Here is a 14,676-nt window from a genome sequence, read left to right as displayed (position 1 = left end):
GGATACAGAATGAGGATTAGGGATTGGGATACAAATTTAAAAGTCCGCTTGTTTGCTGAAGCGATGATGAATATTACCTTTTGGATGTTTTTTCCGTTTTTGACGATTTACTTTGCTGAGGAATTTGGTAAAAACAAAGCTGGTCTATTATTAGTTTTTTCACAAATCTTTTCAGTCATTGCCAACCTGATGGGTGGATATTGTGCAGACCGGTTTGGCAGAAAACGGATGATGGTCCTCTCCGCAATTGGACAAGGCCTCTCTTTTTTAAGCTTCGCATTGGCGAGTTCCCCATGGTTGCAATCGCCTTGGTTAGGGTTTATCTCGTTTGCCATTGCTGGTGTGTTCGGTTCATTTTACTGGCCTGCAAGCCAAGCTATGGTTGCCGATGTTGTAAAGGAAAAGCATCGCAGTGATGTGTTTGCGATTTTTTATACATCTATTAATATAGCCGTTGTTATCGGGCCCATACTGGGAGCCATTTTCTATGTTCACTACCGCTTTCAGCTATTGCTTTTTGCTGGAGCAGTATGTATTTTACTAGGGTTAATTCTAGCAAAATGGACGCGGGAAACCGTTCCTGCTCAAAAGCCTATTTCCCTTTCAAACGACGCGAAATGGTATTACTTTTTACAAAATCAGCTAAGGGATTATGCGCTGATTGTAAAGGATAAAACGTTCCTGCTCTTTATTATTGCAGGTGTTTTGGCTGGGCAGACATTTATGCAATTAGACTTATTAATCCCTGTTTACATTAAGGATTTTGTGAAAAGTCAAACCCTCTTCTCCATTGGTGACTGGTCCTTTATCGTTAAAGGCGAGCAGGCATTTGGAATTGTTCTTGCAGAGAACGGCTTCCTTGTTGCCCTGCTGACCGTTTTCGTGACAAAATGGATGGGGAAATATTATGAAAGGAACGTGTTTGTCCTATCCTCAATTGTCTATGCCATATCAATCGTTATCTTTAGCCAGACACAATGGATTTGGGGCTTAATTGCGGCGATGGCCGTTTTCACCTTTGGGGAATTAATGGGCGCCGGCCTGCAGCAAAGCTTCGTTTCCAGGATTGCACCGGAGCATATGAGAGGTCAATATTTTGCAGCAGCAAGCTTGCGGTTTACCATCGGTCGGACCATTGCGCCCTTGTCGATTCCATTGACGGTTTGGATTGGCTATGGATGGACATTCTTTGTTCTCTTCCTATTGGCACTCGTTAGTGCTGGAATATATTGGGTTATGTTTCATACTTTTGAAAAACAAAAAATGAGTACCACTATTTGAGAAAGCACTTCATGGTGCTTTTTTTATTGATCATTAAAAAGTTCAAATATTCGTCAAAAAATTGTACTAAATTGTTCACATTTGCCTCTTTTCATATTATAATTAATCTATTCAAGGTTCTAATTATAAGGACGGTGGAAATGAATGGAATTATCACAGTTCATGGCTCCAACATCATTGTCAGGCATTATTACATTCCTAGTACTATTTTCCGCAGGGGTTTATTTTAATATAAAAGTATACGGCAGCAAGCTACAGTAAAGATGCAAATCTTTACTGTTTTTTTGTAAAAAAGGGTCGTAGTGGCGTGGAAGGATATACTCGTTTTTTGTGAAGACATAGCAGGGGTTTGTGGTTTCCTTTTCCAATTAAAACCGCTACAATATAGGAAGATTCTGAAAAAGGAGATATACATATGAGTGACTTTTTAACAAAGCTTGAAAAATATGCTGAGCTTGCCGTCAAGGTAGGCGTGAATGTTCAACGGGGACAAACATTAGTCGTCCAGGCAACATTAGATGCTGCAAAATTTGTCCGCCTAGTGGTCAAAAAGGCGTACGAAGTAGGTGCCCACAATGTCGTTGTCAACTGGAATGACGATACAGTTACGAGAACAAGGTATGATCTCGCTCCAGATGAAGCCTTCACCGAATACCCTATTTGGCGGGCAAAGGAAATGGAAGACCTTGCGGATTCAGGTGCAGCCTTTATGTCGATTATTTCTTCCAGCCCTGATTTGTTAAAAGGTGTGAACCCTGAGCGGATTGCTAATTTCAATAAAGCCGCAGGGAAAGCCCTGGGAAATTACCGCAAGGCAGCCCAATCCGATAAAGTGAGCTGGACGGTTATTGCTGTGCCATCTGAGGCATGGGCGGCAAAAGTATTCCCGGATGCGCCTGCTGAAACCCAAGTCAATATGTTGTGGGACGCCATCTTTAAAGCAGTTCGAGTGGATGTTGAAAATCCAGTTGATGCCTGGAAGAAGCATGACGAAGCCCTTCATGAGAAAGTACACTATTTAAATGAAAAGCGTTATCAGAAGCTTCATTATTCAGCACCTGGCACTGACCTAATGATCGAGCTTCCGGAGAAACATCTTTGGGTTGGAGCTGGAAGTGTGAATGAAAAAGGCTTTGAATTTATGGCCAATATGCCGACAGAGGAAGTTTTCACTGTTCCATTAAAAACCGGTGTAAATGGTACAGTAGCAAGCACAAAACCATTAAGCTACGGTGGAAATATTATTGACCGTTTTTCAGTTACGTTTGAAAACGGGAAAATTGTTGGTGTGAAAGCTGAAGAAGGCGAGGAAATCTTGAAGCGTCTTGTCGAAACAGACGAGGGTTCTCATTATCTTGGCGAAGTGGCGCTTGTTCCTTTTAATTCACCGATTTCACAATCAAATGTTCTTTTCTTTAACACATTGTTTGATGAAAATGCATCAAACCACTTAGCCATTGGAAGTGCCTACGCTTTCTGCATCGAAGGCGGCAAAAAAATGACCCCCGAAGAATTAGCTAATAATGGACTAAACGAAAGTATTACCCACGTTGATTTCATGATTGGGTCAGCAGCAATGGACATCGACGGAATTACCGCCGATGGGAAATCAGAAGCAATATTCAGAGCAGGAAATTGGGCTTTTTAAAGATTACTTTGAGCAGGTGTTATCAACACCTGCTTATTCCTTTATAGTAAAATTGGCTGATTCACTAGGTTCGATATTGCATTTTAAGTTGGTTAGAGGATAAAATGGACATTTAAGAAAATCCCATTTCGAAGGAGACTATATATGTGGAAAGAATTTAAACAATTTGCGATGAAGGGTAACGTCATGGACTTAGCTGTTGGAGTCATTATTGGCGCAGCCTTTGGAAAAATAGTTTCTTCCCTTGTCGCAGATATTATCATGCCAATTATTGCGTTATTTATTGGGGTCGTTGACTTCAAAGAATTACATTATAAAGAAATAAACTATGGATCGTTTATTCAAACAGTCGTTGATTTCTTTATCATTGCCTTTTCCATTTTCCTGTTTGTTAAGTTCATCAACCGTTTTAAAAAGAAAGAAGAGGCAGTACCTGCCCCTGTGAAAATCGATCGCAGTGAAGAACTTTTAGCTGAAATTCGCGACTTATTAAAAGAAGAGAAAGAAATTTTAAGAAAAAATGAAACATCTTGACCACTTCCTCGTATATTTCTAGTAAGAAAACATTTTAGAGGTGAAGAAAATTGTATACACAAACATCAGCAGAATATATGCCATCCGTCCTACGCACGTTTGCTTTATCTCTGGCAATTGCCTTTCTTGGCACAATGGCAGGAGTATATGTACCGCCTAGCTTATTTTTACCGTTAGCTATTTTGGAATTTGTAATGATTCTCGCTGCTGTCTTCTTTAGACGTAAAAAGGCCATTTCTTATTCATTTTTATATATTTTTACGTTTATCTCGGGGATTACACTTTATCCAATTGTCGCTTATTATGCTGCAACGGCAGGTGCAAATGTTGTCATCATGGCATTTGCTACAACAACAATTGTGTTCAGCGGTATTTCGATTTACGCTGCAAAATCAAAACGGAATTTTTCTTTCTTAGGGGGGTTCTTACTAGCTGCCCTGCTGGCAATGGTGGCGATTGGACTATTTAATATGTTCTCCCCGCTTAGTTCTACAGGAATGCTTGCCTATTCCTTTATCGGAGTTTTAGTATTCAGTGGTTATGTTCTATTTGATATCAACCGCATGAAAAACTACGGCGTGAGAGCAGAAGATGTGCCATTAATGGCCTTAAGTTTATACTTAGATTTCATTAACCTATTCGTAAGCATTCTTCGTATATTTGGAATATTAAATAGTAGAGATTAACTCTAAAAGGAGCTTGGTAATCCAAGCTCCTTTTCATTTTAGCTATTAAGAATTAACGTTAACCCCCGTTGAATCATTTGATTAACGGAAGCATCCCAGTTAGTAGTCTGGAGCTGTTCCTCAATGAGGGCAATTTGTGGATGATCTGCATGGTACATTTTATAGAGTTCTAAAATTTCAAGACGCAATAGCCATTCCTTTGGATACTTTTCTTCTAAACTAGTTAAGACCCGTACTACTCTTTGTTCATCCCATTCCTGCCCCTCACGCAAGCCCCTAATTTCCCCATATAAGGTTTCTAGTTCGTTCCAACCCTGTTGTTCAACCTTTTCCGCTCCTTCCTCATTTGAAGGAATTTCATAGTAATTGTTAGGATCAGCTGCACCTGCAAAGACAGAGGAAACATTAGCCCCGACGGCCATATCAAATGTCCCCCAGGCTGGTTCAAACAGCAGCTTGCCCTGATAAGTCACTTTGCAATTACTAAACGAAATTAAGATGGGGGTTCCCTCTGCCAGCAAAATCCTTTTTACAGTCCCCTTTACCTTTACACCACTTTGAAATCTTAATTTTGCAATCCGTTGTTCTATGATTCCTAATTTTTGTAACTGCTCCGCAGAGCAATCCTCAAGTACAATATTCCCTTCTAGACAACCAACCGGTGTCCCAAAGCCTTTGCGATGTGTTTCTCTCCCATGGCCACCCAGCTGCTTATTGTTGAACGCTAATGCAGTTGGCCCCTTCGTCCGGAAATAAACCGCTTCACCATATTTATCCTTCAAAATCGTATCCAGCGTGCCGGATACTTGCAACCCTGAAGAAAACACCATCGTTGCCACACTATCGGTTAGCAGTGCCTTATCGAGGCTTTCCGTTCCGCCTTTTCGAAAGGCCATTGTCGCAGCAAATTGATCAACCGCTGCTACTAAGTCTTCAAAGGTCTTACAAACAAATAACTGTGGCTGTGGCTTTGTCACATCATATGGAGTCATGGTACATTCTTCAACCGAAAAGGGAATTTTCCTGACATCGTCTTTCAAACAGCTTTGGCTCTCCCCAACTGACGACAGTAACCCTGCCCCGTAAATCTTAGGATTGTCTAGCTCCCCAATTAAGCCATATTCAACCGTCCACCAAAACAGTCTTGAAACCTGATCCGCTTCCGTTAATCCTTTTACCTTCGTTCTCGCTTCAGCAACTTGCTTTTCTGCTTCCTTTACCTGCTCAGAGGTTGAGAAAGGATCCTCCGCGACAATTGTTAAATGGCGAACGGCCATAAATACTTCTAGCTTCTCCTTACTGGAAAGTGCCTTGGCACCCATTTCACCAATTTTTCTCACAAATTTACGATACGATTCATCCAACAAAATCGGCGCATGGCCCGCAGCTTCGTGAATCATATCCGGCGCGGGTGTGTAGGCAATGTTGTGGATGTTTCGTATTTCTGTTGCAATCGGAAGAATCCCCTCTGCTAAAAAGCCATAAAATGCTGAACCAGGAATGAGTCCATCGATAGTAACTGCCCCCCAGCCCACTTTTTCCAGGCTTGTATTCATGTCCTCTACCTTCGGAATCGACTCGGTCTTGATTCCAGAATCCTTTAAACCATTTACATAAGCAGGATGGGCGATATCCTTTAAAAAAAAATGATTCTGTTTCATGACAAAGCGCCAAACCGCATGCTCTATCGGTGTATAGCAATGATAATATTGCTTTGAAATATATGGCTGTAAATGCACAGGAATATTTTTCATTCCTTTTCCAGTCATTTGACCATTCCCTTTTTTTAAAAATTGAAATGTAGTCTTAAGCAAGTGAGAGCATTTTTGGCCGTAATCGTTCCTTCGCCCGTCTCATTCTTGTTTTGACGGTTGACATGGGCAGATTACTTTTCGTAGCAATTTCTAGAAGGGTTAGATCCTGATAGTAATAGAGATAAATAGGATAACGATATATTTCCGGTAATGTCATCACTTTTTCAGCCAGTTGTTCCGCAGATAATTTATGTAGGACTTCCTCTTCAGGAATGGATGTTGGTTCGCACGCGACTGAATAAGAATAGACCTCTTCCTTCCAAAATTGCTTCGACTTTTTTTCTTTCCGCCAGTAATCACGGCATTTATTAACCGCAATCGTAAACAGCCAGCTTTTGTATTTTGACTCTTCCTTAATGGAAGGATATGCTAAATAGGCGGAGAGTAATACCTCTTGATATAGATCCTCTGCTAACTCCTTATGACCGACTAACGAAAATATATATTTATATATAGCGATTCCATATGCATGAACTAAATCGTCAAATGATTTCATTTTTCTAAGTCCTTTCCTTTTCTACAAACATCTTCATTTCATTAGACGGAAAGGACCGCTTCAACCCCTACACTCATTCGGAAAATTTTTATCACTCACTTGCCTTTGGGATTGCACCTTTTAGAAAAACAGAAACCCCAATCTTCTTACAGACCGTTAAGTAATGCATCATCGCCAATAAAACGGACCCGGTATTCATTCCAATAATAACCCCATTCATTTGCCATCCTTGGGAGGACCCCAGCCAAAGAATGAGTGCAAAACTAATAATCGTCGACCAGATGATATGGATAAAGCATTCCTTAATCAGATCGAGGCCAATTAAAAAGGCCTGCAATGGCATGATGAAAAAATGAAATAAGAAAAACGGCCATAGCAGCTGCAGAAAAATGGATGATAGCTCTGATTTGAAAAACAGAGACGTTAATTGCGGTGCAAATAGATAGAAAATGGTCACCGCCGCAACACCGTATAGCAAGGTCAGTTTCATCACCTGCTGCAGCATCTTTCTGAGTGTTGAATAATCCTTTTGCGAATGAGTTTTCGATACACCCGGAATGAGGACGATCATTAGTGAGTGGGCAATAAAGGCTGGGAAAAACCCAATCGATACCGCCACACCCATCAGCATTCCAAATTGCTCAGTCGCAAGAGTGTCGGTCAAACCGGAATGAACTAATGCCGCCTTTATGATAAACGGCTGAATTGCACCGGTGAAAGCTGAAAATAATCGTAAGCCGGTCGTCGGAATAGATACCGCCATTAAATTCTTCCGAACAATCTTCTTATTGATATTGGAGAACGGCTGACGCTTCAGCTGCTGAAATTGGATGATAAACATGTAAACTAAATAAAGAAACACGACAATTTCACTGCCAATCAATGTTCCGATCGCAATTAACAGCGATGATTCCGCATTAAACGAGAAAAAACGGAACAGGACAAACAGGGCGCCTAATTGAATGGCTTTTCGTAAAAAATTGGAAACGGCAATTTTCCCCATCTGCTGCAGCCCCATAAAATAGCCTCTAGCCACAGAGGTGAAGGCAATCACGGGAATGAGAATCATCACAAGCCATCTAATATAGGGATGATACGTATTAAATACCGGAATAAACGGGATAACCGCTGCAGCAACCAAAAACAGGATACTAGTGAAAATAATCGTAATCGTTAATGCGTGATAGAGGATATTTCGGTGGTAGCGTTCCTCTTTTTCCGCAATGAATTTGGAAATAGATACAGGCAGCTCAAAGCTGGACAGTAACACAATTAAAAAGATGGTTGGCAAAATGGACATATATAGCCCTAATCCATGTGATCCCAGCTCCCTTGCAAGAATCATGTTCACCAAGACTTCAATACCTTCCCCTAAAAAAGCAGCAGCAGCTAAAAAGAAAATTCCCTTATAGTAAATAGCCAATTTTTATAATCTCCTTTTTTTCATCTCTAACAATAACTTATGAGACAAGTTCCTTGAATAGTAGGAGATTTTTTTCATGAAAAAAAGGGCTAATGGAATAGCCCTTTTTAAACATTTGTGGTAATGAGTGGTTTATCAGAATTTCTTTTAACCAGGTAGGTCATGAAAACAATCACGGCAAGTAACCCTAATTGGCTAATCGTTGTTTCCCATGTCGGATACAGTCCGAGCCAGTCAATAAACGGTAAGTTTTCAACCGTCGAAGTTGGAAGTACATTGGATATCTGTAAGGCATGAATGCTGATTCCTAAAATCTTAAAAGCCAAAAAGTAAATTAACAGGGTACCCACTTTAAAAAATAGGCGAATCGGAATTTTTACACTGTATTTAATAATGAGGAAGCCCACGATTGCTAATATACCAATGGCCAAAAGGATTCCTGCTGTCAGCTGCGCTAAACTAATATAGGGGGTAATTCCTGTATAAAAAATAATCGTCTCGGCACCTTCACGAAATACAGACAGAAAACTTATGAAGCCAAATGATAGAAGGCTCCCTTTGGCAATCGCCTGCTGCATTTGCTGATTAATGTATTTATTCCAGTTTCCGATGCTCGATTTATTATGAAGCCAGGCACCGACGGTCAGCATCATGACAACCGCGACAACCCCGGTTAATCCCTCGATATATTCCCTGCTTGAAGCGGCAGTAATTTGGGAAAATACGATGTTGATGATGACCGCAAGAATGGCACTAGCACCTAAACCGGCAAAGACTCCAGTCCAAATCCATTTTTGCTTGGAGGTTTCCCCCATCTTTTTCAAAAAGGCTAGTAACGTGGCGACAATTAGCAATGCCTCTAATCCCTCACGCAATAAAATCAAGGCTGCATCCCAAAATGAATAATTGGTTTTACTCATTAATGGTACCAGACGTGTGTTCAGTTCTTTTACAATATCTGAAGCCTTTTCCGCTTTGACCTTTTCAGAGTTTAGAATATTAATAGCAGTGGGGATTTTCGTTTCAATATCACTATATAACTTGCTATCTCTGGTAGAAACATCACCTTCCACCATTGGCCAAATAGTAAGGAGCTCGGTTAATTGGCTGCTGGCGCCATGATAATCCTTTTCCGAGATTTGCTTTTCGGCTTGGGTTAAAAGGTTCGATACGTTGGTTAGTGAATAGTTTCCTTCAAGCTGTTTCGACGTTTTTCCCGCTAAAAAGTTATCTACCTCTGTTGTTAATTGTTCCGCATTCTGCTTGGCCTTCTCTAGATCAGCTGGCTCCTGAGTAATTGCGATTCGAATGAGAGCCGTGTATTTTTCAATATTCCCATATGCGGCAATGCTCTCATCATGGACAATTTTTTCAGAGGCAGTCCACTCATTTAATAATGTTTGGTATTGACCTTTTAAACTAGCAGTATCTCCTTTTTCAATCGATGCTTTTAAATTGTTGATTAGTGGAAGTAACTGTTTTACCTGTTCCTTTCCTTTTGCCTTATCTGTTGGATTTTGTTCCTTCTCATATTGCACAACTGCACTTGAAAGGGACGAAAGGCTTTTTGAAAGTATCTCATTTTCCACATTACCCTCGCCTAGTACTCTTTGAACCTCTTTAAGTTGTTGGTCAACCATTTTTGCCTGTTTGCTGTCAGCTTTCTTTATCGCCAGCCATTCATCAGCAAATTGCTTCATATTTTCCGCAACAACAGTTTGATCCCCAGCTTTTGCCTTCATTAAACTGTCACCAATCAGGACAAATAGTTCATCATGATTTTCAGCAGCTGCCGCTGGATGTATGTTTTGGAATAATACCAAAAATGAAGTTAGTAATAAAATTTGCTTACATATCTTCGTTAATCGTGGCATCTATCTCTCTCCTCTTAAGAAAAGTGCAAGCGCCCTGGTCAGCGGCGTATGGCCTGGAGCGCTCCAACTGAGATAAAGGTAACACGAAGAGCCGAAGGCGCATTCGTGCTTGACTTATCGTAGGGCGGAGAGCGAAGGACACTAGCCGCTGGGGCGCTGGAGCTGGACAATTCTCAAAGTCAATTTTCACAATCTCTTATCCTTGTAAAAAGGGAAACTATTAATGAAAAAGGGTCTCTCCTATAAATCCACCTTGTTTTGCTCCCGGTAGGCATGCAAAAATAGCACTACCTCTGTGCGATGTATATTCATTTAGTTTATCCACTTTAGCTAACCTATTTTGGATAGGGATAAATTGTTTACTCGGTGTCCGCTGGAAGCAAAGGAATAAAAGCCCTGCATCAAAGCTGCCTGTTTTCACGTCCATCCCATCAGAGTAGGAGTATGCCCGACGGAGAATTTTCTGAGAACCATCTCCATGTGATTGTCTCGTATGTGAATCAACAGGTATGCTGTATTCACCTTGTTCTGTTTTCTTCTCTAAGTCCAATTGCTCAAACTCATCTTTTTGTCCAAGCGGCGCTCCGCTATCGCGGTAGCGGCCAAAGGTTTTCTCTTGTTCTTTCAATGTTGACCGATCCCATACTTCAATAAACATTTGAATCCGGCGGACAACCAGGTAACTGCCGTTCACTAACCAATTAGGACCGTCCCCAGGCTGTACCCAAACATGTTCATTCATTTGCTTTTCACTTTTTACATCCGGGTTTGCTGAACCATCTTTGAAGCCAAACAAATTCCTCGGTGTTTCCTCTTTTGGATCCGCTTGTTTTGTTCGTTGGAAGCCTGTTTGCGCCCAACGCAATGCCGCCTTGCCCCGAGCAATCCGAATTAGATTCCTCACGGCATGGAAAGCCACCTGCAAATCATCGGCACATGCTTGAATACATAAATCACCGCCAGTCCATGCCTCTTCTAATGCATCAAGTGGAAATTTAGGAAGATCGACTAATTCCTTTGGCTGCTTTTGTTTTAGTCCAAAACGATCTTGGTTGTCTCTCACAAAAAGACTGGGGCCAACACCAAAGGTAATCGTTAAATTAGATGGTGATAAACCCGCTGCTTCACCTGTATCCTTTGGCGGGAGAAATTCATTGCTTGAAAGCTCTCCAACAGCCTTTCCTTCTGTTAACAATGCAGCCGCCTTTGTCCAATCCTTAAATAGTTTCACTAGTTCCGCTTTTTTGGAAGTTGTCACATCTAAGGAAACAAAATATACATGATTCTGAGTCTTTGTTGTGATTCCACCTTGATGCTTACCATAAAACGGTATGGCTCCCTTTGAATCTAGTGTCGCCGCATTCCCCTCTTTGAGCGAAAGCAAACCACCAAGTCCTGATGCACCGAGGATTACACCTACACCACCCACACCGGCTGTTTTAAGGATATCCCTTCTTGATATCTTTGTTCCTTTAAGAACAGAGTCATTTTGTGTGTTCGTATTCTCTGTCAATTAAGACGCCTCCGTAACAATTCCTATTTGTGACAACGGTTCTGCAAGCGCATCAATCGCCTGGCTAAACTCCTTCACTTGTTCCTTTGATAATTCGGTATAAAGCTTGTAGGCATCACCATTTTTTTGCTGGTTTAATAAACGATAAATCTCATCAAAACGTGTTTGAATTTCCTTTGAAAGTTCTTCATTCTTTTTCTTTAATTCCGGAGTTAATAGTTGGTAAATCTTTTCTGCCCCTTCTACATTCGCAGCAAAATCATATAAATCCGTATGTGAATAGCGATCTTCTTCACCTGTTACTTTTGAAGTGGATACCTCATTTAAGAGATCCACTGCCCCCGTGATTAACAAATCCGGTGTAACCTCAACCGTATCTACCTTTGCTCGTAATAGATTCACATCTTTCATCAGCTGGTCAGCATATTGCTCATATCCTTTGGTTGTGTTTTCCATCCATAAACCCTTTTCAATCCGGTGGTAGCCGCCCCATTCTGCTTCAGGGACATCACCTTCCCGGGCATCAATTTTCGGATCAAGGTCGCCGAACACTTCTGCTATCGGTTCTGCACGCTCATAATGCATTCGTGCCGGTCCATAAAGCGCCTTCGCTTTATCAATTTCACCGTTTTTTACTGCAGTCGTAAAAGCCTCTGTTGCTTTTACGAACTCTTCAACTTCCCCTATTGCATATTCACGGTATTCATCTGTTACCCCTTTTAGTACTTCGGATGCTGTATTCTTTGTTTCTTTTACCTTTTCTGTTGTTGCCGTTTTATCCGTATTTGAACATCCAAATAAAAGACTGCTAGATAATAATAAAATTCCAGATACTTTCACTAGTTTCATATGTATGTAATTCCCCCATAAATCATATTTCTAATGATAATGATTTTCATTATCTATAATAACAGCAATTGAGAAGAATTTTCAATTACTTTTTCAAAAAATAAAACCTTCCAAATTTTCGCATGGAAGGTTGAGGGGTTTTATTTTATTAATGAATGTTTAAACGCATAGATCACAGCTTGCGTTCGGTCTTGTACACTTAGCTTGCTTAAAATATTGCTGACATGGGTTTTAACCGTTTTTAGGGCGATAAATAATTGATCCGCAATATCCTGGTTGGTTTTCCCCTCTGCCATCAATAGCAAAATTTCCAATTCCCGACTTGTTAGGTCTTCATGTGGCAGATGTGTATTCTTCTGGCGCATTTTCACCATCATTTTACCGGTCACTTCCGGTTCAAGGACGGATTGCCCATGGTATGTAGCGCGGACAGCGTTGGCGATTTCACCTGCTTTGGATGTCTTCAGCATATAGCTGGTTGCTCCGGCTTCAAGCGCAGGATAGACCTTTTCATCGTCTAAAAGCTTGTTACGATAATAACCTTTGCCTCAGGCCATTGTTCAATGATCTGCCTTGTTGCCTCAATTCCATCCATTTCCTTCATCACTAAATCCATGAGAATAATATCAGGGCGAAGTTCGAGTGCAAGTTCTACACCTCTTTTTCCATCAGCCGCTTCACCGACAACTTCAATGTCTGGCTGTGCTGATAAATAGGAGGACACACCAATCCTCACCATCTCATGGTCATCAACAAATACGACTCTAATCATTATCACCATCTCCATTAATCATCACCGGAACTTTCACTTCAAGCCTCGTTCCTTTATTTTTAACACTAATTACTTTCAATGTACCGCCTACTTCAACAGCGCGCTCATGCATATTTTGCATCCCATAGGAACCCGCTTTCATTTCGTTTACCTCAAAGCCAATTCCGTCATCGACAATCCTTAGGATGACAAGGTCATCCCGTTTAACCAGTAGGACCTCAAGCATACCTGCCTTGGAATGCCTTAAGGTATTTGAGACGGACTCTTGCAAAATACGGAAAAGATGATCTTCTACCCCTTTATCTAACGGAAAAGCTTCCACCTTCCATTTAATATCCATTGTTACCTTTTGAGATAATTCGATTAAAAGCTCTTCAATTCCTTCTTGCAGCGTTTTATTCTTTAAGGCGACCGGACGTAAGTGTAAAAGCAATGCCCGCATTTCAAGCTGGGATTGATGAATCATCTCTTCTACCAGCTTCAATTGCTTGGCTTCACGATCATTTTCAGGCTGCCCCCTCGTTTCATTAATCGCAGACATCATCATGGATGCGGCAAATAATTGCTGGCTTACAGAATCATGGAGCTCACGTGCAAGACGATTCCGTTCCTGTTCGATGATTTCCTGAATTCTTGCTTCCTGGTCTTCTACTTTTTCGGTCGCTAATCGTTGTGAGAGCTTCGCCTGTTCTGACATTTGTTTACCAATTTTATCAATCCGCTCGGCAATCACTTGCATTTCCGTAACGGGAGGCTTTTCTTTCATTTCCAACGAACGACCTTCTTCTAATTGGTGCAAAGAGTGTTCAATACTGAGAAACTGTTTTCGCCAAAAAAAGCCTTGCGCCCCACCTAATAGGATTCCTATCGCGATGCTAAAAGCAGGAACAAAAATAACGATTGGAATATCCATGAAATGCTTATTCCATAATTCCGACCAGGTGTGTAAGGGGAAGACAAAAATAAAAACGGCTCCAATGATGATGGCGATGAGGAAGGAGAAACCGACACTCCAGACAATTTGACGCCCCGTCGTACTCATATCCGGCTCACCTCTAAATTCCCCACGACAAGTGAAGTAAAAATCTTCACCTTTTGTTCAGATTGATCATAACTAGGTGTTTTCAACTGAAACACTTGATTAAACATCTTCGATTCATGATTGCCGAAAACAGTTGTCGAGCCAATTACACCAGAATGATGGATACTGACATCAATTTCATAGGGGACAAGAATCTGGATATTACCGATGATATTTCGCACGAAAATCACCGTTTCCCCCTTGGGCAGCATTGTAAGACTGAGATCAATGATGGTATCACCGATTCCAGTCTGAATATTAACATCCTTCCAGTCATAAACAGTATCGGGCGTTTTTTGTTGCCCAATGAAAATATTGCCAAACAACGGCTCCGATTTAATCAAGGTTTCGTCTTGCTGAGCGGGTTCCGGTGTAACTATTTCAGGTGATATTTTTTTAGGCTGCTTTTTAGAACTTAAAAACTGGATGAAAAAGTGCAATAAAATCGCTAATAACAAAAATTTGAACGTCATCATATTGACGATACTAAGAACAAAGAAAATAATCCCGCCGATAAAAAGGAGTTTACCTAATCTTCTTCCCGTCTTTTTACGTCCGAGATAAATCATTCCGCCTGAAATAAAAAGAGAGAATATCAGCCCTCTGTTAAAAAATAAAATCTCTAGGAGCAGAATGACAATACCGACAATAACCAGCCATCCAATATAATCGTTTTTTTCATTTTTAAACATCAGCCCACCCTCC

At 40.9% G+C, this 14,676-nt stretch carries 12 protein-coding genes and 1 pseudogene; 4 read left to right on the top strand and 9 right to left on the bottom strand.

From position 1 onward, the window contains the following. Positions 1 to 9: 9 nt before the first annotated feature. From RCG19_RS14605 to RCG19_RS14590, 4 genes are all read left to right on the top strand, one after another. Positions 10 to 1,281, top strand: coding sequence for an MDR family MFS transporter (locus RCG19_RS14605; protein ID WP_308107740.1), 1,272 nt, complete (start codon positions 10 to 12; stop codon positions 1,279 to 1,281). A gap of 415 nt (positions 1,282 to 1,696) precedes the next feature. Continuing rightward, a complete protein-coding gene (locus tag RCG19_RS14600; RefSeq protein ID WP_308107739.1) occupies positions 1,697 to 2,929 on the top strand; it encodes an aminopeptidase in 1,233 nt (410 codons plus the stop codon). Between the two features lie 144 nt (positions 2,930 to 3,073). Continuing rightward, positions 3,074 to 3,463, top strand: coding sequence for a large-conductance mechanosensitive channel protein MscL (mscL, locus tag RCG19_RS14595; protein WP_308107738.1), 390 nt, complete (start codon positions 3,074 to 3,076; stop codon positions 3,461 to 3,463). Between the two features lie 50 nt (positions 3,464 to 3,513). Next, a complete protein-coding gene (locus RCG19_RS14590) occupies positions 3,514 to 4,149 on the top strand; it encodes a Bax inhibitor-1/YccA family protein (RefSeq protein ID WP_166240879.1) in 636 nt (211 codons plus the stop codon). Between the two features lie 38 nt (positions 4,150 to 4,187). On the opposite strand, the gene RCG19_RS14585 is transcribed toward RCG19_RS14590, so the two are convergent. From RCG19_RS14585 to liaF, 9 genes and pseudogenes are all read right to left on the bottom strand, one after another. Next, positions 4,188 to 5,918, bottom strand: coding sequence for an aromatic amino acid hydroxylase (locus RCG19_RS14585; RefSeq protein WP_308107737.1), 1,731 nt, complete (start codon positions 5,916 to 5,918; stop codon positions 4,188 to 4,190). Positions 5,919 to 5,955: 37 nt separating this feature from the next. Continuing rightward, positions 5,956 to 6,459 carry an RNA polymerase sigma factor gene (locus RCG19_RS14580; protein ID WP_308107736.1) on the bottom strand — a complete coding sequence of 168 codons (504 nt, stop codon included), beginning with the start codon at positions 6,457 to 6,459 and terminating at the stop codon, positions 5,956 to 5,958. Positions 6,460 to 6,550: 91 nt separating this feature from the next. Next, positions 6,551 to 7,882: a polysaccharide biosynthesis protein gene (locus RCG19_RS14575; RefSeq protein ID WP_308107735.1), complete on the bottom strand. Its 1,332-nt coding sequence runs from the start codon at positions 7,880 to 7,882 to the stop codon at positions 6,551 to 6,553. 107 nt (positions 7,883 to 7,989) lie between these two features. Continuing rightward, positions 7,990 to 9,756 carry an FTR1 family iron permease gene (locus tag RCG19_RS14570; protein WP_308107734.1) on the bottom strand — a complete coding sequence of 589 codons (1,767 nt, stop codon included), beginning with the start codon at positions 9,754 to 9,756 and terminating at the stop codon, positions 7,990 to 7,992. A gap of 220 nt (positions 9,757 to 9,976) precedes the next feature. Beyond that, positions 9,977 to 11,269, bottom strand: a complete 1,293-nt coding sequence (gene efeB / locus RCG19_RS14565) for an iron uptake transporter deferrochelatase/peroxidase subunit (protein ID WP_308107733.1) — start codon at positions 11,267 to 11,269, stop codon at positions 9,977 to 9,979. Then, entirely contained in the window at positions 11,270 to 12,118 is an 849-nt protein-coding gene (gene efeO / locus RCG19_RS14560) for an iron uptake system protein EfeO (protein WP_308107732.1), read from the bottom strand. A 140-nt stretch (positions 12,119 to 12,258) separates the two neighbouring features. Beyond that, positions 12,259 to 12,890 (bottom strand): annotated as a pseudogene (locus tag RCG19_RS14555) (response regulator). Continuing rightward, positions 12,883 to 13,932 carry a sensor histidine kinase gene (locus tag RCG19_RS14550; protein WP_166240862.1) on the bottom strand — a complete coding sequence of 350 codons (1,050 nt, stop codon included), beginning with the start codon at positions 13,930 to 13,932 and terminating at the stop codon, positions 12,883 to 12,885. The pseudogene RCG19_RS14555 and the gene RCG19_RS14550 overlap by 8 nt, the downstream one beginning before the upstream one ends. After that, positions 13,929 to 14,663: a cell wall-active antibiotics response protein LiaF gene (gene liaF / locus RCG19_RS14545; RefSeq protein WP_308107730.1), complete on the bottom strand. Its 735-nt coding sequence runs from the start codon at positions 14,661 to 14,663 to the stop codon at positions 13,929 to 13,931. Before liaF ends, RCG19_RS14550 begins: the two co-directional genes overlap by 4 nt. Positions 14,664 to 14,676 lie beyond the last annotated feature (13 nt).

The sequence above is a fragment of the Neobacillus sp. OS1-2 genome, assembly GCF_030915505.1.
Classification (GTDB): domain Bacteria; phylum Bacillota; class Bacilli; order Bacillales; family Cytobacillaceae; genus Neobacillus.
The sequence above is the reverse complement of the archived record's forward strand: the minus strand, read 5'-3'. Positions and strand labels throughout refer to the sequence as shown.

Excerpts from the sequence above, each read along its gene's own strand:
- efeO (WP_308107732.1), bottom strand. The coding sequence starts at position 12,118 with ATGAAACTAGTGAAAGTATCTGGAATTTTATTATTATCTAGCAGTCTT.
- liaF (WP_308107730.1), bottom strand. The coding sequence starts at position 14,663 with ATGTTTAAAAATGAAAAAAACGATTATATTGGATGGCTGGTTATTGTC.
- mscL (WP_308107738.1), top strand. The coding sequence starts at position 3,074 with ATGTGGAAAGAATTTAAACAATTTGCGATGAAGGGTAACGTCATGGAC.
- RCG19_RS14570 (WP_308107734.1), bottom strand. The coding sequence starts at position 9,756 with ATGCCACGATTAACGAAGATATGTAAGCAAATTTTATTACTAACTTCA.
- RCG19_RS14550 (WP_166240862.1), bottom strand. The coding sequence starts at position 13,932 with ATGAGTACGACGGGGCGTCAAATTGTCTGGAGTGTCGGTTTCTCCTTC.
- RCG19_RS14600 (WP_308107739.1), top strand. The coding sequence starts at position 1,697 with ATGAGTGACTTTTTAACAAAGCTTGAAAAATATGCTGAGCTTGCCGTC.
- RCG19_RS14585 (WP_308107737.1), bottom strand. The coding sequence starts at position 5,918 with ATGACTGGAAAAGGAATGAAAAATATTCCTGTGCATTTACAGCCATAT.
- RCG19_RS14580 (WP_308107736.1), bottom strand. The coding sequence starts at position 6,459 with ATGAAATCATTTGACGATTTAGTTCATGCATATGGAATCGCTATATAT.
- RCG19_RS14605 (WP_308107740.1), top strand. The coding sequence starts at position 10 with ATGAGGATTAGGGATTGGGATACAAATTTAAAAGTCCGCTTGTTTGCT.